Consider the following 19240-nt stretch of genomic DNA (forward strand, 5'->3'; position numbering starts at 1 on the left):
CCGTTTTAGTGCGCCTGAAAGACTGATTTGGCGAGACTGCCGGTTTTGAACAGCGTAAAACATAGCAGTACAGTGTAGCCCACGCAGCTCCAGATTGCCATGATGATGTCATCTTCCATAGCGATGTTCTGCACCAGCACAGCATAAATTGCCACGCAGACGATAATGAGAAACGCCTGAAAGCCCAGTGCCAGTAGGGATCGGAGGTAATTCTGTCCCATACCGCCCCATTCTTTGCCCATCATTGCAGCCATTGGAACGGGAGCCACCGAAGTTACAAGGTAGATCTCGATCATACGGCCATAAATAACGATAAAGATACAGATATACAACGCCCACATGGTAATGCCAATAAAGAGGGATTGGAACCACAGTCCGAACAGCGGTCCCAAATCCATTTCCATCAGCCTCGGTTCCAGATCGGTCATAACTGAGGAAATGTCAATGGACGCATCCGAATTGATAATCCCTGCCGCCTGCGCCACCACGCTCTGCGCCATATCAAAGACGCCCATCACGATATTCCATGTGTTTGTGACAATGAGGATGGCGGCAGCTGATTTGAACACCCACTTGAAAATCATCCAGGTATCCACATCATGCAGGTTGTTCTTGTCTGCAATCATCTGGATCAGGTCTACGGTCATCACGATAGCCAGGATCACACCTGCAATCGGCACCATGATGGAGTTTGACAGATTCTCAATCATATTGAAAATACTGCCATTCCATCCCTGTGGGGTCTGTCCTACCTGTACGGATATATCCGCGACCTGTTGGTTTACGCTGTCAAACATCCCCGAAAGGTTGCTCATAATACCGCCCACCAGCATTTCTTTCAGCCAATTTGTCAGGGCTTCAAGTAAGAAATCCATACGGTGTCAACCTCCTTTCCGCCGCCCCCGCAGAACTGCGGGAGCGGCAAGGATTTCATGCAGGAACGCTTAGACAGAGAACAGTCCGGAGAGCAGAGGTACAAGAACCATACCAACAACGGCTACACCAGCGCCAGCCATGAGCTGCTTCATGCCCTGAGATTTTGCGCCAGGGTTGTCGTTGCCGTAACCTTCCAACAGGTTGATGACACCCCAGATACCAAGACCAGCGCCCAGAGCGATAACGAGAGTCTGAAGAACGGTAATTGCCTGTTCAAAAAATGCCATATAGTTTGTTAGCCGGAATCTGATTAAAAAATAGGTTTGTCATGTTTCATAGGCATACAAAAGCCGGAACAATCTGCCGCCCGGTTTCCGGGGGCATGATTCCGGCTGTCCTCCTTTTTCATTATTTTTCTTGCGATTGTCCGCTTTGTACGCCAATGGCCTCAACAGAGGCAGTTGCGGCAAATAGATACGATCACTCCTTTCTCAGCGGAACCGTATTACACGCCCTCCGTGTCTACTTCATATACATCGCAGACCTCATCAGGCTTGAGTTTTAGTCTGGCAGACAAAAATGCTTCAATATCAAAGGTATTTCGCTTGTCTGCATCAGCTGTGTATTTGAAATTAGGGTGTCTGGTAATGTCATACTTGTCTGAAAGAAACGGACGCACACCGCGCAACTGCAAGATGCACTTGCCGCCATCCATAACTGCCAGCTCGTCCTGGCTCATCAGCTCTTTTCCCAATTTCTGATAGTTGAGCGAGTGGGAAGTCTCCCGTCCCCGGCTCTCTCCGGTGTTGTAAGTGTCTATGGTCTCCTTTCCCAGAACAGCCGCCAGCTCTTTCAGCGTTGTTGGTTCTTTGCCACCCAGGAAGATGGAAGTATCCATATTTCCGATAATGGTATCTGCGTTATCCTTATAGATCGCCTTGAGCTGACTCTGCGCCTGCAACACCAGACAGGCTGAGATCTCACGGCTTCGGATCGTGGCCACCAACTTTTCCAGCTTCGGAATCTGCCCGATGTTGGCGCACTCGTCAATGAGACAGCGCACATGGACTGGGAGCCTGCCGCCATACACATCATCGGCCTTTTCACAAAGCAGGTTGAATAACTGGGTGTAGCACATGGAAATGAGAAAGTTAAAACTGTCATCCGTATCACTCATAATGAGGAACAGAGCCGTTTTTCTGTCTCCCAGCGTATCCAGTTCCAACTCATCGTAGGATGTAACCTCGCGCAGCTCCGCAATATCAAATACGGCCAGACGCGCACCGCAGGAAATCAAAATCGACTTAGCGGTTTTGCCAGCTGCCAGCTTATATTTCTTATACTGCCGCACTGCGAAGTGGTTTGGCTTTTCCGATTCCAGTGCATCAAACATCAGGTCTACAGGATTTTTGAACTCCTCGTCATCCTCCCGGACTTCCATGGCGTTGATGAACTCGATGAGGGTGGAGAAGTTTTGCTCCTCCACCGGAGCTTCATAGTGGATATATCCAATCAACGCGCAATACAGCAATGTTTCCGCCTTGACCCAGAAATCATCTCCGGCCTTGCCCTCGCCTTTGGTATTGGCAATCAGCGTTGTCACCAGCTTCAAAATATCCTTTTCCGAGTGGATGTATGCAAAGGGGTTATAGTGCATGGACTTCTTGAAGTTGATGGTATTTAGGACCTTGATTCGGTACGGCTCATAAATGACCTTGCCGTGCTTATCCTTCATGGGCTTTCCGTCCTTCCCCAGCTTGGGCGCACCCCTTTGGAGCATTTTTCCGCACTCCACCAGAATTGTTCCCTTCGGGTCCGTCACAACATAGGAGCTGTGCATCTGCATCAGGTTGGGTTTCAGCCAGAATCGGGTCTTACCGGAACCGGAGCCGCCAATCACCAGTACATTTTTGTTTCTGGCAGTCTTGGGGTCCTTGGGGCGGCTGTTCATGGTCAGGCTCTCCGTTTTCGTCAGAATCACATTGTTCTGAAATACAGGATCAACGTAAGGTGTAATATCCTCACGGGTTCCCCAGCGGGCCGAACCATATTCCAAACCATGTCGATATTTCTTGGCGTTCTTGCTTTTAAGATACACCGCCAGCCTCAGACCAACACCGCAGCACAGCCCTACCAACAAATCCAATGGATGCAGGCTTGGCCAGAAACTTTGCAACGCCCCAGGCAGAACCGCAACCAGCGAAAGAAACTTTTCTGAAGCATCTGCCCCTTGTGCCATTCGCCATGCCTCTCCAAAATTGGTAGCAAACAGCCCCAGCAGGATATACGGCATATTCAGCAAAACGAGCTTTTTGATGTCCAATGTCTTTTTCATCGTTCCAGCTCCTTTCGCTTGGTGCGATCCACCACAGCATTTTTAACCATCTCTTTGAACTGGTTAAGTTTTGCCAGTACGGACGAGCGCTCTGTTTTCGTTGCCTTTTTGACCTTTTTGTTGGTGTACTCTGTAAAAGCTGCTGTCAGAGCATCTGCATCACGGCCTTTGAAAAAGATCAGGTACTTGGGCGGGGAGCTGCTGCGGTCTTTCTTCACCGCATAGTCCACACCATATTTCCGGGCGATTTTCTCAAACTCCTTGATAGAGGGGTCTGTGATCTCAATGTTGGATATTCCCTGATTCTGCCCGACAAGCTGCTTCACAGTCTGTTTTCCATGCGGAACAACCGGCGCATCACGGCTTCTCTGTTTTTCCAGCTTCTTTTCCTTTCGATGTGCCATGTACTTGCTTATGGCAGCCTTAAACATTCTGCCGGTAAACTTTGTTCCACTGACAACCAGCGTCAAAGTTCTGTTTTCCACTTCTTCCTGCATTTTCTCGCCTCCTTTCCACGAAGTTTGCAGGGAATCTCTTTTTTTGCTAAGGCGGAACCACCAGCCGCCGCAGAAGATAACGCTTCATACCGCCCTCCTTAGCGTAACTGGTCAGAACGGTCATAGTGCAGATTGCCCTGACGTACCTTTGCGTGGCTCAAAATCTTAATCTGCCCCTTTTCCTGACTATCCAGTGCTTTTTCATAACCGGTATCCGACAGGAACAGGCGGGTTCGTTCGCCTTTCCAGCCAACAGGGGAATCGTTCGTCAGCACATCAAAAATAATCATGTGCCGGGTGTCCTCCGCAAAACGCTGGAGGTCCATATATCCATGACCGTGATAATTCTGCGCTCCTGCCTTTGCCCGCATTTCTTCCATCAGCTGCCCTATGGTCTTTCCCTCAGACATCATGCTTACTCCTTTCTCCCGGCACTTCCGGGCAATAAAAAAGCGACCATTTACCAGCCGCCATACAGATCGTGATTTACTTGTGAAGTGTAATGATTGCTTATCGTGGTCGGTGCATTGAACAGAACGGTCAGAAGATACTGCTTCATGTTGCGAATTTCCGTGGTGTTCTTCTGTAAACAGTCCATGACAAACTCAATGTGCGAGTTATCCAGCTTCAAGAATCTGGAACGAACGATTTCATGCGGAAAATCGCTTCCTGCAATACGGGTGGTCTTTCGCTTTGCACAGACCGTTTCCACGATCAACTCCACAATTTCGTCCAAATCCTCCCGATAAGTTTCATACTGCTGACACAGGTATTCATACCCGATATTCTCCTGAATCAATTCCCGATAACTCTCTATCTCTGTGAGTGACATCGCATCTCTTCCTTTCCGTTCCGGCAGACAATCTGCCGCGTAATCCCGGAAGGGAATGGAATCGGTACTTGATCCATAAATATTTTGTTTTTGAGTATTTGATTTCTCTATATTTAATTCTGCGGGCTTTTCCGTATCCGGTTTGTCCATATACGGGTTTTCCGTATCTGGTGAATCCGTATCCGGTTTTCTAAGCTGTGGCTGCTCGTATATGACATACTCTGTATCGCTGATGCGTCCCTGCCGGTCACGCAGCTTGTGCCGCACAATGTAACCGGCAGCCTCCAATTCCCGCAACGCAGCGCCTATGGCATCCACGCCCTCCTTACAGATCTTTGCAAGACCACGGGTGGTGTAATTCCAGTCCTCTGGCAAAGATAACATCATGGAAAGCAGTCCCTTGGCTTTTAACGACAGATTTGCATTTCGTAAATGATGATTGCTCATCACGGTATAATCACGGGTCCGTTCAATGCGAAAAACGGCCATCGACCTCACTCCTTCCGAATTTTGGGTACAAAAAAACCGCAATCCTCATTCCAAAGAATTGCGGTGTTCAACACTTTTCAAATTTTCTTGCATAGAACCAAAACAGCGGCTTTCGAGGACGCGCCTCTGTAAATGGCTCCTCCTTGGCGAAAGGAAGTGTTTGCATCACTCGGTCAATATCCGTTGATTCCATGTCATGCTGAGATTTGCAATCTTCCCGGATTGCTTCTTGAATTTCCTTTACCGTACACATAGTCATTCCTTTCCTTTCGTTGTATGGGTTTATGAGCGGCGGCGTTTTCCCGGTTTGAAATCGAGGATATGTCCCTCAATCACACGAGCGTAACGCTTGATCTTGATCTCCCGACGCTGCTGGCTTTGCAGGGCAGCCTGATACCCGTCCTCTGTCAAAAACAGCCGCATTTCCTCTCCGGGGCTGCCGTAAGCTGTGTTGGGACGCAGGACGAAAAACTCAATCATCCAGCGGGTGTTATCCCAAAACCTCTCTACGGCGAGAATGTTGTGTCCTTTCAGCTCACGGGCTGAAATATCTTTCATAGGCGGCTCCTTTCATCGCTCCTGGTCTCTCTGACGTTTACGCTGCCATTGTTCCAATAGCTTGATAATGGTCTCCTGCATCCGCTGGGGCGTATAGCTTTTAGGAAAATACTTCCGCAAGGTATCAGAGGTAAATGTCACTCGGTCCAGATCGCTTTTCTTTTCCTCACCCATGATGACACGCATCATATCGAGGGTCAGATGCCCCTCCTGACTGTATTTTTTAAGCCGCTGGGCTTGAGAAAGAGAAGGGGTAGCCTGTTCGCTGTCCATCGCGTCCAACAGGTCTACCTGTTCCTCCTTTTTGAGAAAGGACAGCTCATAAGCAGGATTTAAGGCAATTTTCTTTTCATCCACCATGTCCATCAATTCAGGAATCAGCTCTGTCAGACGGATATAGCGCTGAATTTGATTTCGACTTTGCCCCACCTGTTCAGCAAGCAACTGGTCTGATCGCTTTTGTGTCCCAACTTGGGACACATTTTCTTTACTCGGTCTGCCAGCCTGTCTTTTCATGGCATCCAGTTTCATCTTGTAAGCAAAGGCTCTTTCACTTGGGAGGAGACTTTCGCGTTGCAGATTGCTGTCAACCATAATGATCGTGGCGGCATCATCATCTAAATCCCGAACAATGACCGGCATGGTCTCCTTTTCTGCCAGCTCACTGGCTCTGTGCCGCCTGTGTCCGGCCACCAGTTCATAACCACCCTCCGGGTCAGGGCGGGCAATCGCAGGAACCAGCACACCATACTGTTTGATACTGTCTGCGGTTTCCATCATTGCTTCGTCATCCTTGACTTTGAATGGGTGGTTCTTAAAGGGATGCAGTTCAGACAGCGGAATCTCCTGAATCTTTTCCAGCTTTGCATCCTGACGGCCTTCTTCGGTGGAGAACAGATCATCTACCGAGGCCAGCTCTATTTTTTTCGCGCTGCTTTTCAAGTTTCAACACCTCCTTCGTCAGATTTCGATACCCCTCTGCCACCTTGCCGCCAGGGTCGTGGGCGAAAATACTTTTTCCCTCTGCGCTGATTTCCTTTGCACGGACAGAATGGGGGATCTCTGTGCCGAATACTTTGATCTTGCTGCCATAGGTCTCCCGCAGGAGCGCGGAAATCTCTTTGGCAAAGTTGGTTCGGCTGTCCACCATCGTCAGCAGGATACCGTCAATCTGGAGCTTGGGATTGATTTGCCTCTTTACCTTGTTTACCGTGGAGAGCAGCTGTTCCAGCCCTTTAGCGGGCAGATACTCTGCCTGAACGGGAATGATGATCCTATTCGCAGCCGCCAGCGCATTGACCGTAAGCATCCCCAACGAAGGCTGACAGTCAATCAGGATATGGGAATATTGTCCCTTCAGTGTGTCCAGGTATTGCCGTAAAATCGTTTCACGGCTCATGGCGTTTACCAGAGAAACCTCCATACCGGAAAGCTGAATATCCGCAGGCATCAGGTCAACGCCTTCTGCATGATGCAGAATACCTTCTCCGGGGCGTATAGGCTGATCCATCAGAATTTTGCCCATTGCATCCGACAGTGTAAATGGCAGCTTGTCTGGTTGCGGATTTCCCAAGCTGATTGTCAGGCTTCCTTGCGGGTCCCCGTCGATCAGAAGCACTTTCTTTCCGGCCTGTGCCAGACCTATTCCCAAGTTCGCACAGGTTGTTGTTTTGCCAACGCCGCCTTTCTGGTTGGCAATGGCGATGATTTGTGTGTTCATGACTTCACCTCATTTCTGATTGTTGCTGTTGTTTCTGGAAATAGAAAAAGCCGCCACTTCAAAATCATAAAGTGACGGCCCTTTCTAATGCCGAAATCTCTGAAACAAAAAAAGCACCCAGTTATTTGTTACTGAGTGCCTGCATTAGAATCGTATTTAATTGTTCAGATTTGGTCAGATTATGCCAAACTCTCCAGCGAAAAATCCGGTGTCTGAGAGTGCCAAATCACCCTCAAAAATACCCCCGAAATTGCTCTCTGGTTGTCCTATTTTTTAACCACTAAGGCCGTTTTTTGACCCCATTTTTGCCGGTTGTCCTATATTTAACCACTAAAAATTGGGTGAAAACGGCTCTCGTTTGGTCAAATCAAGTCAAACTATATCAGCCCGTTTAGGTATAAGAAAACCCCGGAAAACCTTGATTTTCCGGGGTTTTTGAACCATTTTGATATAGTCTGAGCAGTCGATTATCGCTTGCTGAACTGCGGAGCGCGACGAGCTGCTTTGAGACCGTACTTCTTTCTTTCCTTCATACGAGGATCTCTTGTAAGGTATCCGGCCTTCTTGAGGATTGGTCTGTATTCTTCTGAATCAGCCTCAAGTAATGCTCTTGAAATACCATGTCTGATAGCACCGGCCTGACCTGTGAAGCCGCCGCCCTTTACGTTAACCATAACGTCGAACTTACCATCTGTACCTGTAGCAACTAATGGCTGCTTAACGATAACTTTCAGTGTATCAAGTCCGAAGTACTCGTCCATATCTTTCTTGTTGATTGTGATCTTACCAGTACCTGGAGCGATATAAACTCTGGCGATACTGCTTTTTCTTCTTCCTGTTCCATAGAACTTAGTTGTTTTAGCCATTGATGATATCCTCCTTCTTAGTACTTAATCTCTAAAACTTCTGGCTTCTGAGCCTGCTGCTTATGATCAGGTCCAGCGTATACATAAAGCTTTGTAATCATGTCTCTTCCAAGTGGTCCCTTTGGAAGCATTCCCTTAACTGCTAAACGGATAACATCCTCTGGCTTCTTAGCCATCTTCTCTTTTAATGTAGTCTCTTTCATTCCGCCTACATAATCTGAGTGGTTGTAGTAGATCTTCTGATCCATCTTCTTACCGGTAACCTTGATCTTGTCTGCGTTTACTACTATTACATAATCACCTGTATCGATATGTGGTGTAAATGTTGGCTTATTCTTTCCTCTTAAAATGCTTGCTATCTCTGATGATAAGCGTCCTAAAGTATGTCCTGTAGCGTCAACTACATACCACTTTCTTTCTATTGTTGATGGGCTTGCCATAAAGCTCTTCATCGTGGTACCTCCTAAATTATTTTCTAAAATATTAATATGGTATATCCTCAAATACGTTGTTTACCGGGGCATTGGTTCACACCGTATCTTTAAACTTCACACATTTGGACATTATACAATACTCATCCGTGTGTGTCAATAAACTTTCTTTATTTTTTCAGGCGTTTTTCTTTATTTTTCAGCATTCATCTACCATTTCGCATTCAAATATGCTATCTGCGTCTGACCGCAAATCTTCCGTTCAGACCACGGCGGTATTTCATCATGAGAATTCTTTTGACAGATGCATTGATCCGTTTTTTCGATATCCGCTTTGTCTTGTAAGCCCGAAGCAATGCCTGATATGTTTCTTTATAATGCTCCGTGCAGAGAAGATCGTCTCCTGCCTGAACTGCTCTGACAGCACTCTCACCCTCACTTCCGGTAAAGCTCCGTACTCCTGCCATCGACAACGAATCCGTAACGATCACACCTTTAAATCTCATTGTATTTCTAATGTATTTGTTTACCTTCGGTGATATAGATGCCGGATTTTTAGAATCAAAACAATGTACAATATTATGGCTTACCATAAGCATATCACATCCCGACCGGATTCCCGCCTGAAATGGCTTCAGATCCCGGTTCTTGAAGCTACTATAGCTCCGATAATCATGGATCAGGTTTGTATGCGTATCTCCATTATTTCCATAGCCCGGAAAATGTTTTAATGAGCTGATCATATCCTCCTGTTTCATGTTATTCACCACAAGATTGATATATCTGGAAGTATCCGCTGCATTTGTAGAAAAACTTCTATTATAAATGAAGTTACCCGAGTCATATGCAACATCAGCAACCGGTGCAAGATTTGTATTGATTCCAAGCTTTTTCAGAAATTTTGCTTTATTCTTCGTGTCTTTTACAATGCCATTCCATCCACCTGCAGAAAAAACCGCTCTCGGTGATGCATATGACGTGGATCGGAACTGGCGGTATCTGGATGCCCTTACAACAGTTCCGCCTTCTTCATCCACTGCAATCAACATCGGAATCTTTGACGCCTTTTGAATTCCATAAATTCTGTTTCGTAATGTATCAGGAGTACTGTTTGCAAAATCTTCCCCAAACAAAACATATCCGCCAAACTGATATTGCTTCTGGATATTTGCTGCATTTTTAGCAGGAGCCTTCACCAGGATCATCTGGGCTATTTTCTCCTCCCAGCTCATTTCCTTCATCCTGTCAGCTACACGTTGTTTTATATATTTGTCATTATCTTCATAATATCCGGCATGTACATCTGTGCCTGTGTCCATACATATAATAGTCAGACATAAAAGCACACTCATACATATACAAACGATTCTTTTATTCATATCGGATCTCCACCAGTGTCAAGCCTTTCGCTACTGCTGTCGGTCCTGCCTTGCTTCGGTCTCTCGCTTCCAGGATCTCCTTCACCTGCTCCGGCTCCATCAGCCCGGTTCCGACCTGCATCAAAGTTCCTGCAATGATCCTTACCATATTATATAAGAAGCCATTTCCCGTGATCCTGATATGAACCATGTCATCCTCTTTCGTCACATTTACCGCATAGATCGTCCGAACCGTCGTCTGCACCTGTGCACCTGCAGAACAGAAGCTCTTAAAATCATGTTCACCAACCAGATACGCCGCCGCCTGATTCATCCGCTCTATATCCATCGGATAGTAGCAAAATGCCGCATATAACCGTTTTGTCGGCAGTTCAAACCGCCGGTTCAATATATTATATTCATAGGTTTTTACTGTATCTGCATACCTTGGATGAAAGTCTGCATCCACCTCGCAGGATTTCTGAATCCGTATATCCTCCGGAAGCCGCTGATTTAACGCAAATGAAAACTTATCCCCCGGTATCCGGGATTCAGTGTCAAATACTGCCACATTTCCACAGGCATGTACACCAGCATCTGTCCTGCTGGCTCCGATCACCTTGATATCCTCCTGCACCAGCTCGCTGATCGTCCGATTCAGCACTTCCTCTATCGTTATTCCGTTGTCCTGTACCTGCCAGCCATGATAGTTCGTACCATCATAGGCTACTACTAATTTTACTCGTTTCATTTTCCCGATTTCCTGTTATAGATATATCTTCATCAAGATCAATCCTACCACATATACCACCAGCAGACCATATGCAAATGCATCTTTTTTGCTATATCGCAATGGTTTCATGCTGGTACGGTATTCACTTCCGTGATAACATCTGGCATCCATCGCATATGCCAGATCGGTTGCACGTCGGATCGCAGATGCAAATAACGGAATAAATATCTGGGTATAGCTTCGTATCCGCTTGAAAACATTTCCATTTTCAAAATCTGCTCCACGCGAAAGCTGCGCTTTCATAATTTTGTCCAATTCTTCCATCAGAATCGGAATAAAACGTAACGTGATTGAAAGCATCAATGCCATATCCGATACCGGAACATGGAATATCTTCAGGAATCCAAACAACTTCTCCAAGCCTGCTGTAAGTGCCAGTGGAAGCGTTGTATATGTCATGATCGATGAACCAATGATCAGATACACGAAACGGAATACTACAATTCCGGTCGTCTTTAAGCTGCCGGTCGTGATATGAAATCTCCAGATACTGACCAGAACCCTTCCATCACCGTTAAACAGACTGAAAAATGCTGTAAATAATATAAACGCCCAGACAACCTTAAGTCCCCGGCAGATAAAAGAAAGTGGGACACGACTTAATGCCACATACACAATAAGAAATGCTGTTGCAGCAAGAAAAGTCCACAAATCCCTGCACCAGAAGATCGTAACCGCATATACGATCGTGAGCACCAGTTTTGTTCTGGCATCCAACTCGTGAATCGGTGATCTGGTATTATAATATTGTCCGATCGTAATGTCTCTTACCATGCTTCTTTCCCCTATATTATCTGATAACTATCCACTTTCTCATGCTGTGTTCATGTTTTTGAAATGTCACCATCAATCTCTATAACTTCATTAATTTTATATCTCTTCTTATATATTCTTTAGCCCACTAAGTTCCTCAATCACGCCCGCCACGCTTCTTGCTGTAAGTTTGATCTCCGGCAGCAGTGTCTCTCGGAACATCGCCATTTCCGGCATCTCTAAGCCCAGTTTTTCTACAATCTCCGGCGTTCCAAATGCCTGCTCTACTGCTCCATCATAGACCAGCTTTCCCTGTCCCATAACCAGTATACGATCTGCAATCTCATACACATCCTTCATGTCGTGTGATACAAAGATTACAGTTATATTCCGTTCTTCATGTAATCTGCGGATCAGTGCAAATAATTCCCGTTTGGATTTCGGATCCATGCCGGCAACCGGCTCATCGAGAATAAGAATCTCCGGCTTATATGCAAGGATTCCTGCAAGTGCTACACGCTTCTTCTGTCCGCCTGAAAGGTCAAACGGAGAATATTCATAATATTCCTCTGATATATTCACAAGTGTCAGTGCTTCCCTCGCCGCCTGTTCTGCTTCTGCTTTCGACATGCCGAAGTTCAATGCGCCATACATTACATCCGCTAACACCGTACTTTCAAATAACTGATACTCCGGATACTGAAACACAAATCCAATCTTCTTCCGTAATTCTTTCAGATTCTTCGTCTTTCCTACATCAATTCCATCAACCTTAAGTGTTCCTCCCATCGGACGATAAATACCGTTTAGCATATATAACAGCGTACTTTTTCCAGAACCGGTCTGTCCTGCCACCGCAAGGATCTCTCCTTTTCTGATCTGAAATGACACCTGCTCTACCGCAGGAACCAGTACCGCACCATCCTTATAAGAATACTCCAGATTATCAGCCCCGACCAAGATATCTTTTTTTATCCCTGCATCCAATAACATACCATTGTGTCCTTCTCTATCCATGCCGTCTCTGTTATCAGGAATATACTCATATATTTCATTCTCGTTTTTACTTGATGGTGTATCTTCCTGCGCCGAATTAATTTGCTCTGCTGTTTCGGGCTTGTTTATATTTTTCGTATCGTTTAAATACGAATTAATATCGTCTAATACATTTTGTCCATTTAGATTTTTTGTATCAAACGATTTTCCATCACGCAAACATGCCTTTATCCTGTCCACAGCATCCTGTACCGACAAAAGCCCCTCTTTTCTATCAACCAACGCACTTTTTGCGTCTTCGTCTGAATCTCTGACAAATTTCTTATCATCGGAATAATCTACTTTCAACTCATGCAACAGCTTATATGGCAATAAACTGTCTAGACCAAGCTGCTCTAACTTCTCTACCTGTGGATAAATCTCATATGGTGCGCCAATCAACTCTACATTTCCATCATCCATTACATAGATCTGATCTGCCCGAACCGTTTCCTCCATTCGATGTGTGATCATAATGACCGTGATGCCAAACTCCCGGTTCAAATGATATAAGGTATCAAGTATCTGTCTGCTTCCCACAGGATCGAGCATGGCAGTTGCTTCATCCATAACGATACATTCCGGTGACATGGCCATCACAGATGCGATTGCCAGTCTTTGCTTCTGTCCACCGCTTAGATGTGATACATTTCGTTCCAGATATGCCTCCATCCCTGTCAATCGAAGTACTTCGTTGATTCGCTCCCATATCTTCTCTGCCTGGAAGCCCAGATTTTCCAAACCAAATCCTACATCTTCCGCAACCGTATTTCCTACCATTTGGTTGTCCGGATTCTGAAAGATCATCCCGACTGCACGACGGATGGCCAGCAGATCACCTTCCCGGCTCGCATCTAATACATCAGAATCTCCCTGTATCCATACCGTTCCCTGATTTGGTGCATATAAGCCATTCAGGTGTCTGGCAAATGTTGACTTTCCCGAACCGTTACGTCCAAGAACGGCAATGATCTGTCCCTTATGGGCATCAAAATCCATATCCTTCACAGCCCATTTTTCACCTGTAACATTTCCATCCTTGTCCTTGATATTAAATTTATGTCCAAGCTTTCTCACCTGAATAAAACTCATGTACACGCTCCTAGAAATAAAAAAGCTGCCAAATACACATACATGTACCTGACAGCCCTTATGTTTATAATTATACTAACTCAAGAATAACTTCCATTGCAGCATCGCCCTTACGCTGACCGATCTTGATGATTCTTGTGTAACCACCCTTACGTCCTGCGTACTTTGTACCGTACTCATCGAATAACTTACTTGTTAAATCAACTTTCTTTGTACCGGCTTTCTTTCCGGCAGCATCTGTAGGAACTTCAACAACCGGATATAATACCTTAAGCATTTCTCTTCTTGCATGAAGTCTTGAAGGCTGATCCTTCTTGATGGTCTTTTCTACTTCATCATATACAGTAACTTTCTTACCATCAACAACTTCCTTCACTCTCTTACCATCTTTATCTTTCTTAGCAACCTTAGCGGTAACGGTAACTTCATCATAGTTATCCTTTTCCTTAACTGCTAATGTGATAAGCTTCTCTGCAATCTTAACAACTTCCTTAGCTCTAGCTTCTGTTGTTCTGATCTTACCATGGTATAATAACTGTGTTACCTGGTTACGAAGTAATGCATTTCTCTGTGCGCTTGCTTTTCCAAGTTTTCTATACATTGCCATTTTTATTTATCCTCCTTACCCTTGCGGGTCTTCACTGTGCTTACTATTATTCGGCTTGAGTGGTAAAAAGTATTATTCCTCACTGTCATTCAGTGATAAGCCTAATTCTTTCAGCTTAGCTAATACTTCATCTAATGACTTACGACCGAGGTTACGAACTTTCATCATATCCTCCGGAGTCTTATTGATCAATTCTTCAACTGTATTGATACCGGCTCTCTTTAAGCAGTTGTATGAACGAACTGATAATTCAAGCTCATCAATATTCATTTCCAGAACCTTTTCCTTCTCATCTGTTACGCTCTCAACCATTACATCAACGGATTTTGCGTTCTCAGACAGATCAACGAACAGGTTCAAATGTTCTACAAGGACTCTTGCAGCGAGGCTGACAGCCTCATCCGGTGCGATAGCACCATTTGTAAATACATCAAGTGTCAGCTTATCATAATCTGTAACCTGACCAACACGAGTATTCTGAACTGTAAGATTAACTCTCTCAACCGGTGTATATATAGAATCAATAGCGATGACATCAATCGGTGCATCTGCTTCTTTATTCTTATCAGAACCAACGTAGCCTCTGCCGTTGCCGATGGTGAGTTCCATCTCAAGTCTTGCATCCGGGCCACTAAGATTTGCAATTACAAGATCAGGATTGATGATCTCGATATCGCCGTCTACATGAATATCGGATGCTCTGACAACACAGTCACCAGCTACATCGATATAAGCCTGCTTCGGCTCATTTGTTAATGAATTATTCTTTATTACTAAAGACTTGATATTCATAACGATCTCAGTTACATCTTCCTTTACTCCGGGAATAGAACTGAACTCATGTAAAACACCTTTAATCTTAACGTGTGTTACTGCTGTACCAGGTAATGAAGAAAGCATAATTCTTCTTAATGAATTACCAAGGGTTGTACCATAGCCTCTCTCTAAAGGCTCTACTACAAACTTACCATACTTGTTATCATCTGAAATCTCAACTATCTCAATTTTTGGTTTCTCAAACTCAAACATTTAAGCCCCTCCTTTATGGGTAATTAACTGGTATACTCCAACTTTGCAAATATCATAAATATATTCTGCATCCAGACATCCACACGGGTAAATCCCGGATGGATGTACGGATGATCATATTTATTCTTATTACTTGGAATATAACTCGACAATAAGGGTCTCGTTTACAGGAACATCGATCTGCTCTCTGTTTGGCTTCTCAACTACTTCTCCACAAAGGTTTTCTCTGTCAGCGGTTAACCAACCTGGAACTAAATGTCCTTCTGTTGCAGCAATGATATCCTTATATCTCTGTAAGGATTTGCTCTTCTCTCTGATCTCGATCTTGTCTCCGGCCTTTACCTGGTATGAAGGAATGTTAACACTCTTTCCATTAACAAGTACATGCTTGTGATCTACAATCTGTCTTGCTTCTCTTCTTGTTCTTGCAAAACCTAATCTGAAGATAACATTATCAAGTCTTAACTCAAGTAATGTCATAAGGTTAGGACCTGTTAAGCCCTTCTGCTGCTCTGCCTTAGCGTAAAGGTTACGGAAAGGCTTCTCTAATACACCGTAAATGAACTTAGCCTTCTGCTTTTCACGAAGCTGTAAACCATACTCACTTACTTTTCTGTTTGCTCTTGTTGATTTTCTATTTGATTTCTTGTCAATTCCGAGATACATTGGCTCCATGCCTAAAGATCTGCATCTCTTAAGAACTGGGGTTCTATCTACTGCCATCTTACTCTGTACCTCCTAATTAGACTCTTCTTCTCTTTGGTGGACGACAACCATTATGTGGAACTGGTGTAACGTCTTTGATACTTACAACATCGATACCGCAAGCTGCGAGAGCACGGATAGCTGCTTCTCTACCTGAGCCTGGGCCTTTTACCATAACATCAACAGTCTTTAATCCGTAAGGAGCAGCAGCCTTTGCAGCTGTCTCAGCAGCCATCTGAGCAGCATATGGTGTTGACTTCTTAGAACCCTTGAATCCTAAACCGCCAGCACTTGCCCATGAAAGTGCATTACCTTCAGCGTCTGTTAATGTAACGATTGTATTATTGAAAGATGACTGAATATGAGCCTGTCCGTGCTGAACACTCTTTCTGACACGCTTCTTAGCCACTTTTTTAGTAACTTGCTTAGCCATTAACTCTTAAACCTCCTATGGTTTTCCAAATTTATACAAATGTACTTTATCTTCTGCCCGGTGCAGAAGATCTCTTATCTTCTACTATATATAAGAACAAATGAAAACAGTATTATTTCTTCTTGTTTGCTACTGTCTTCTTAGGTCCCTTACGTGTTCTTGCGTTTGTCTTTGTCTTCTGTCCACGAACAGGAAGTCCCTGTCTATGACGCTTACCACGGTAGCATGCAATTTCCTGTAAACGCTTGATGTTAAGCGCTACTTCTCTACGTAAATCTCCTTCAACAGTCTGTGTTGCATTGATTACTTCGCTGATTCTTCTTACTTCATCATCAGTTAAATCATTACAACGTGTGTCAGGATTAACATTTGCTTCCTTAAGGATACGCTGTGAAGATGTCAAACCTATACCATATACATAAGTAAGACCAATCTCAACACGCTTGTCTCTTGGTAAATCAACACCTGAAATACGAGCCATTCTAATTAACCTCCGTAAAAATTCTTCTGTCCGGCATATCGGATCTCGACATATCTCAACATAAAAATGCTGAGGTGAAATGCATATGTTTCCATCTCGCTGCCTGTTTTTTTATTTTTACTAGCATATAATGATTATGCTACAGCCGCTTTTAAAATTTACAACACATCCGTGTGTGTTGATACTTAAAAAACAAGATATCATATGGATGGGCTATCATCCGGATACCCAGTTTCTTTTTTTGATTAACCCTGACGCTGTTTGTGCTTTGGATTCTCGCAGATAACTCTAACGATACCCTTTCTCTTGATAACTTTGCACTTATCGCATATAGGTTTTACTGATGCTCTAACCTTCATTAGAAAATCTCCTTTCAAAAAAAGTCCGCTACGAATAAGCATTCTATCATTTTTCACAATAGAATGCAAGTCCCATTTTCTATTTTTTTCATATTAATGGGATTATTATGATAAATCACATCCTATAAAGGGAATATCTTTACAGGATGTTCATTACATACCTCTTTATATAGAAGAATTTATTTATCTCTCCAAACAATTCTTCCCTTTGTCAGGTCGTATGGTGATAATTCAATTGTTACCTTATCACCCGGAAGGATCTTGATATAATTCATTCTGAGCTTACCACTAATGTGTGCTAAAACCTTATGACCATTCTCGATCTCTACCTGAAACATTGCATTTGGTAACTTCTCGATTACTGTTCCTTCTACTTCAATTACGTCTGCCTTTGACATTTTTAATCCTCCTTAAAATCCTTGAGATTTTGAATTCATTTTTTATTTTCTATAATTCCAATCCTTCTGCCTGCGACAAGATGATCGGTTTGTCCTCTGTAATAAGGATCGTGTTCTCATAGTGTGCTGCATTGGAACCATCCACGGTTACGACAGTCCAGTCATCATCCAGCCAGTCTACTTCATAATCACCTGCTGTTATCATCGGTTCGATTGCGATCGTCATTCCCGGTTTCAGCTTTGGTCCTTTTTTGATCGTTTCAAAATTCGGTATTTCCGGATCCTCATGAAGATTTGCTCCAACACCATGTCCAACCAGATCTTCTACGATTCCATATCCAAATTTCAAAACATACTGCTCTACAGCCCTTCCGATATCTCGAATATGATTTCCCGGAACAGCAGCCTTCATTGCTTCGAAAAAGCTCTGCTTTGTAACTGCAATCAGATGCTCATTTTCCGGTGAAATCTTTCCTACTCCATAAGTTCTTGCTGCATCGGAGTGATATCCTTCATAGATAACGCCTGCATCAAGACTTACTATGTCGCCCTCTTTCAGAAATCTTGTCTTTGATGGTATACCATGAACAACTTCCTCATTTACGGATACACAGATAGATGCCGGATAACCGTTATAATTCAGGAAGGAAGGAATACAGCCATAGCTTCTGATCACTTCTTCACCAAGTTTATCGATCTCATAGGTTGTGATTCCCGGTTTGATCGCCTTCTTCAGCTCCTCATGTGTGAGAGCCAGAATTCTGCCGGCTTCTTTCATCAATTCAATTTCTCTCTCAGATTTTATAGATATTGCCATTTTATTCACCTAAAATCTTAACGATTGCTGCAAATACATCATTCATATCCATTGTTCCATCAACTTCTTTCAGGATTCCTTTCTTAGCATAGAAATCGATCAATGGCTGTGTCTGCTCATGATATACTTTCAGTCTGTTTAATACTGTTTCCGGCTGATCGTCATCTCTTAAGATAAGATCGGATGAACATACATCACATTTGCCTTCCACTTTTGTAGGGTTATATACAATATGATATGTTGCACCACAGCCAACGCATGCACGTCTTCCGGACATTCTGCGAACGATATTCTCATCCGGTACTTCTACGTTGATCGCATAGTCTACAGAATCACCGATTGCTGATAATGCTTTGTCAAGTGCCTCTGCCTGTGGAATAGTTCTTGGAAATCCATCAAGGATATATCCCTTTGCGCAGTCGTCTGCTTTGAATCTGTCAATTACCAGATCTACAACTAATTCATCCGGAACAAGAAGTCCCTTATCCATATATTCTTTTGCCTTTGCTCCGAGTTCTGTTCCGTTCTTGATGTTTGCTCTGAAAATATCTCCTGTTGAGATATGTGGTACTCCGTACTTCTCAGCGATCATTTTAGCCTGTGTACCTTTGCCTGCGCCTGGCGCACCTAACATAATTATCTTCATATATAACCTCCATTTTTTATTTTCCTGCGGGATACGTTCATTGCAATCCCTCCTGTTATCAGCCGTCCTCCAAATGAACAAGCCATAGATACTTATACTATAATACACGAATAGGAAGTGCACAAGTGTA

At 44.1% G+C, this 19240-nt stretch carries 25 protein-coding genes; all 25 read right to left on the minus strand.

Annotated features, from left to right (window positions below; genetic code table 11):
- Window positions 1-5: 5 nt before the first annotated feature.
- Window positions 6-875 carry a VirB6/TrbL-like conjugal transfer protein, CD1112 family gene (locus tag DWY07_RS02470; protein ID WP_005335866.1) on the minus strand — a complete coding sequence of 290 codons (870 nt, stop codon included), beginning with the start codon at window positions 873-875 and terminating at the stop codon, window positions 6-8.
- A gap of 69 nt (window positions 876-944) precedes the next feature.
- A complete protein-coding gene (locus DWY07_RS02475) occupies window positions 945-1163 on the minus strand; it encodes a Maff2 family mobile element protein (protein WP_003525154.1) in 219 nt (72 codons plus the stop codon).
- 218 nt (window positions 1164-1381) lie between these two features.
- A complete protein-coding gene (locus DWY07_RS02480) occupies window positions 1382-3211 on the minus strand; it encodes a VirD4-like conjugal transfer protein, CD1115 family (protein WP_117822130.1) in 1830 nt (609 codons plus the stop codon).
- Complete coding sequence (locus DWY07_RS02485; RefSeq protein WP_004797477.1) at window positions 3208-3708, minus strand: PcfB family protein; 501 nt, start codon at window positions 3706-3708, stop codon at window positions 3208-3210. The genes DWY07_RS02480 and DWY07_RS02485 overlap by 4 nt, the downstream gene beginning before the upstream one ends.
- Before the next feature lie 98 nt (window positions 3709-3806).
- Window positions 3807-4118 (minus strand): DUF5720 family protein, encoded by a 312-nt coding sequence (locus tag DWY07_RS02490; RefSeq protein WP_008728385.1) that lies wholly within the window; start codon window positions 4116-4118, stop codon window positions 3807-3809.
- A 50-nt stretch (window positions 4119-4168) separates the two neighbouring features.
- Window positions 4169-5029 carry a DUF6017 domain-containing protein gene (locus DWY07_RS02495; protein WP_117822131.1) on the minus strand — a complete coding sequence of 287 codons (861 nt, stop codon included), beginning with the start codon at window positions 5027-5029 and terminating at the stop codon, window positions 4169-4171.
- Between the two features lie 67 nt (window positions 5030-5096).
- The gene (locus DWY07_RS02500) at window positions 5097-5282 is read right to left on the minus strand and encodes a hypothetical protein (protein WP_117822132.1); all 186 of its coding nucleotides are present in this window, start codon (window positions 5280-5282) and stop codon (window positions 5097-5099) included.
- Window positions 5283-5311: 29 nt separating this feature from the next.
- Window positions 5312-5587, minus strand: a complete 276-nt coding sequence (locus DWY07_RS02505) for a DUF5720 family protein (protein ID WP_117822133.1) — start codon at window positions 5585-5587, stop codon at window positions 5312-5314.
- 12 nt (window positions 5588-5599) lie between these two features.
- Complete coding sequence (locus DWY07_RS02510) at window positions 5600-6529, minus strand: ParB/RepB/Spo0J family partition protein (protein WP_009322019.1); 930 nt, start codon at window positions 6527-6529, stop codon at window positions 5600-5602.
- A complete protein-coding gene (locus DWY07_RS02515; RefSeq protein WP_004797470.1) occupies window positions 6486-7307 on the minus strand; it encodes a ParA family protein in 822 nt (273 codons plus the stop codon). Before DWY07_RS02515 ends, DWY07_RS02510 begins: the two co-directional genes overlap by 44 nt.
- A gap of 467 nt (window positions 7308-7774) precedes the next feature.
- Complete coding sequence (rpsI, locus tag DWY07_RS02530; RefSeq protein ID WP_008402708.1) at window positions 7775-8173, minus strand: 30S ribosomal protein S9; 399 nt, start codon at window positions 8171-8173, stop codon at window positions 7775-7777.
- Window positions 8174-8190: 17 nt separating this feature from the next.
- Window positions 8191-8625 (minus strand): 50S ribosomal protein L13, encoded by a 435-nt coding sequence (rplM, locus tag DWY07_RS02535; protein ID WP_008402709.1) that lies wholly within the window; start codon window positions 8623-8625, stop codon window positions 8191-8193.
- A 212-nt stretch (window positions 8626-8837) separates the two neighbouring features.
- A complete protein-coding gene (locus DWY07_RS02540; RefSeq protein WP_117822134.1) occupies window positions 8838-9983 on the minus strand; it encodes a glycoside hydrolase family 3 N-terminal domain-containing protein in 1146 nt (381 codons plus the stop codon).
- Window positions 9976-10713: a tRNA pseudouridine(38-40) synthase TruA gene (gene truA / locus DWY07_RS02545; protein ID WP_117822135.1), complete on the minus strand. Its 738-nt coding sequence runs from the start codon at window positions 10711-10713 to the stop codon at window positions 9976-9978. Before truA ends, DWY07_RS02540 begins: the two co-directional genes overlap by 8 nt.
- Before the next feature lie 15 nt (window positions 10714-10728).
- Complete coding sequence (locus DWY07_RS02550) at window positions 10729-11529, minus strand: energy-coupling factor transporter transmembrane component T (protein WP_117822136.1); 801 nt, start codon at window positions 11527-11529, stop codon at window positions 10729-10731.
- 108 nt (window positions 11530-11637) lie between these two features.
- The gene (locus DWY07_RS02555; RefSeq protein ID WP_117822137.1) at window positions 11638-13635 is read right to left on the minus strand and encodes an energy-coupling factor transporter ATPase; all 1998 of its coding nucleotides are present in this window, start codon (window positions 13633-13635) and stop codon (window positions 11638-11640) included.
- 70 nt (window positions 13636-13705) lie between these two features.
- Window positions 13706-14242: a bL17 family ribosomal protein gene (locus DWY07_RS02560; protein ID WP_008402714.1), complete on the minus strand. Its 537-nt coding sequence runs from the start codon at window positions 14240-14242 to the stop codon at window positions 13706-13708.
- Window positions 14243-14314: 72 nt separating this feature from the next.
- The gene (locus DWY07_RS02565) at window positions 14315-15271 is read right to left on the minus strand and encodes a DNA-directed RNA polymerase subunit alpha (RefSeq protein WP_008402715.1); all 957 of its coding nucleotides are present in this window, start codon (window positions 15269-15271) and stop codon (window positions 14315-14317) included.
- A 129-nt stretch (window positions 15272-15400) separates the two neighbouring features.
- Window positions 15401-15994: a 30S ribosomal protein S4 gene (gene rpsD, locus DWY07_RS02570; RefSeq protein ID WP_008402717.1), complete on the minus strand. Its 594-nt coding sequence runs from the start codon at window positions 15992-15994 to the stop codon at window positions 15401-15403.
- A 19-nt stretch (window positions 15995-16013) separates the two neighbouring features.
- Complete coding sequence (gene rpsK, locus DWY07_RS02575; protein ID WP_008402719.1) at window positions 16014-16409, minus strand: 30S ribosomal protein S11; 396 nt, start codon at window positions 16407-16409, stop codon at window positions 16014-16016.
- A gap of 112 nt (window positions 16410-16521) precedes the next feature.
- Entirely contained in the window at window positions 16522-16890 is a 369-nt protein-coding gene (gene rpsM, locus DWY07_RS02580) for a 30S ribosomal protein S13 (RefSeq protein WP_021944966.1), read from the minus strand.
- A gap of 245 nt (window positions 16891-17135) precedes the next feature.
- Window positions 17136-17249 carry a 50S ribosomal protein L36 gene (gene rpmJ, locus DWY07_RS02585; RefSeq protein WP_015533797.1) on the minus strand — a complete coding sequence of 38 codons (114 nt, stop codon included), beginning with the start codon at window positions 17247-17249 and terminating at the stop codon, window positions 17136-17138.
- A 179-nt stretch (window positions 17250-17428) separates the two neighbouring features.
- Entirely contained in the window at window positions 17429-17647 is a 219-nt protein-coding gene (infA, locus tag DWY07_RS02590; protein ID WP_008402721.1) for a translation initiation factor IF-1, read from the minus strand.
- Between the two features lie 49 nt (window positions 17648-17696).
- Window positions 17697-18464, minus strand: a complete 768-nt coding sequence (gene map / locus DWY07_RS02595; protein WP_117822138.1) for a type I methionyl aminopeptidase — start codon at window positions 18462-18464, stop codon at window positions 17697-17699.
- A gap of 1 nt (window position 18465) precedes the next feature.
- Window positions 18466-19110: an adenylate kinase gene (locus DWY07_RS02600; RefSeq protein ID WP_021944968.1), complete on the minus strand. Its 645-nt coding sequence runs from the start codon at window positions 19108-19110 to the stop codon at window positions 18466-18468.
- Window positions 19111-19240: the final 130 nt, after the last annotated feature.

The organism is Clostridium sp. AF23-6LB (assembly GCF_003461085.1).
Lineage (GTDB): Bacteria > Bacillota > Clostridia > Lachnospirales > Lachnospiraceae > Coprococcus > Coprococcus ammoniilyticus.

What these genes read in the sequence shown, in the direction of transcription:
- DWY07_RS02470 (WP_005335866.1), bottom strand. Translation starts at nt 875, where the DNA reads ATGGATTTCTTACTTGAAGCCCTGACAAATTGGCTGAAAGAAATGCTG.
- DWY07_RS02475 (WP_003525154.1), bottom strand. Translation starts at nt 1,163, where the DNA reads ATGGCATTTTTTGAACAGGCAATTACCGTTCTTCAGACTCTCGTTATC.
- DWY07_RS02480 (WP_117822130.1), bottom strand. Translation starts at nt 3,211, where the DNA reads ATGAAAAAGACATTGGACATCAAAAAGCTCGTTTTGCTGAATATGCCG.
- DWY07_RS02485 (WP_004797477.1), bottom strand. Translation starts at nt 3,708, where the DNA reads ATGCAGGAAGAAGTGGAAAACAGAACTTTGACGCTGGTTGTCAGTGGA.
- DWY07_RS02490 (WP_008728385.1), bottom strand. Translation starts at nt 4,118, where the DNA reads ATGTCTGAGGGAAAGACCATAGGGCAGCTGATGGAAGAAATGCGGGCA.
- DWY07_RS02495 (WP_117822131.1), bottom strand. Translation starts at nt 5,029, where the DNA reads ATGGCCGTTTTTCGCATTGAACGGACCCGTGATTATACCGTGATGAGC.
- DWY07_RS02500 (WP_117822132.1), bottom strand. Translation starts at nt 5,282, where the DNA reads ATGTGTACGGTAAAGGAAATTCAAGAAGCAATCCGGGAAGATTGCAAA.
- DWY07_RS02505 (WP_117822133.1), bottom strand. Translation starts at nt 5,587, where the DNA reads ATGAAAGATATTTCAGCCCGTGAGCTGAAAGGACACAACATTCTCGCC.
- DWY07_RS02515 (WP_004797470.1), bottom strand. Translation starts at nt 7,307, where the DNA reads ATGAACACACAAATCATCGCCATTGCCAACCAGAAAGGCGGCGTTGGC.
- rpsI (WP_008402708.1), bottom strand. Translation starts at nt 8,173, where the DNA reads ATGGCTAAAACAACTAAGTTCTATGGAACAGGAAGAAGAAAAAGCAGT.
- rplM (WP_008402709.1), bottom strand. Translation starts at nt 8,625, where the DNA reads ATGAAGAGCTTTATGGCAAGCCCATCAACAATAGAAAGAAAGTGGTAT.
- DWY07_RS02540 (WP_117822134.1), bottom strand. Translation starts at nt 9,983, where the DNA reads ATGAATAAAAGAATCGTTTGTATATGTATGAGTGTGCTTTTATGTCTG.
- truA (WP_117822135.1), bottom strand. Translation starts at nt 10,713, where the DNA reads ATGAAACGAGTAAAATTAGTAGTAGCCTATGATGGTACGAACTATCAT.
- DWY07_RS02550 (WP_117822136.1), bottom strand. Translation starts at nt 11,529, where the DNA reads ATGGTAAGAGACATTACGATCGGACAATATTATAATACCAGATCACCG.
- DWY07_RS02555 (WP_117822137.1), bottom strand. Translation starts at nt 13,635, where the DNA reads ATGAGTTTTATTCAGGTGAGAAAGCTTGGACATAAATTTAATATCAAG.
- DWY07_RS02560 (WP_008402714.1), bottom strand. Translation starts at nt 14,242, where the DNA reads ATGGCAATGTATAGAAAACTTGGAAAAGCAAGCGCACAGAGAAATGCA.
- DWY07_RS02565 (WP_008402715.1), bottom strand. Translation starts at nt 15,271, where the DNA reads ATGTTTGAGTTTGAGAAACCAAAAATTGAGATAGTTGAGATTTCAGAT.
- rpsD (WP_008402717.1), bottom strand. Translation starts at nt 15,994, where the DNA reads ATGGCAGTAGATAGAACCCCAGTTCTTAAGAGATGCAGATCTTTAGGC.
- rpsK (WP_008402719.1), bottom strand. Translation starts at nt 16,409, where the DNA reads ATGGCTAAGCAAGTTACTAAAAAAGTGGCTAAGAAGCGTGTCAGAAAG.
- rpsM (WP_021944966.1), bottom strand. Translation starts at nt 16,890, where the DNA reads ATGGCTCGTATTTCAGGTGTTGATTTACCAAGAGACAAGCGTGTTGAG.
- rpmJ (WP_015533797.1), bottom strand. Translation starts at nt 17,249, where the DNA reads ATGAAGGTTAGAGCATCAGTAAAACCTATATGCGATAAGTGCAAAGTT.
- infA (WP_008402721.1), bottom strand. Translation starts at nt 17,647, where the DNA reads ATGTCAAAGGCAGACGTAATTGAAGTAGAAGGAACAGTAATCGAGAAG.
- map (WP_117822138.1), bottom strand. Translation starts at nt 18,464, where the DNA reads ATGGCAATATCTATAAAATCTGAGAGAGAAATTGAATTGATGAAAGAA.
- DWY07_RS02600 (WP_021944968.1), bottom strand. Translation starts at nt 19,110, where the DNA reads ATGAAGATAATTATGTTAGGTGCGCCAGGCGCAGGCAAAGGTACACAG.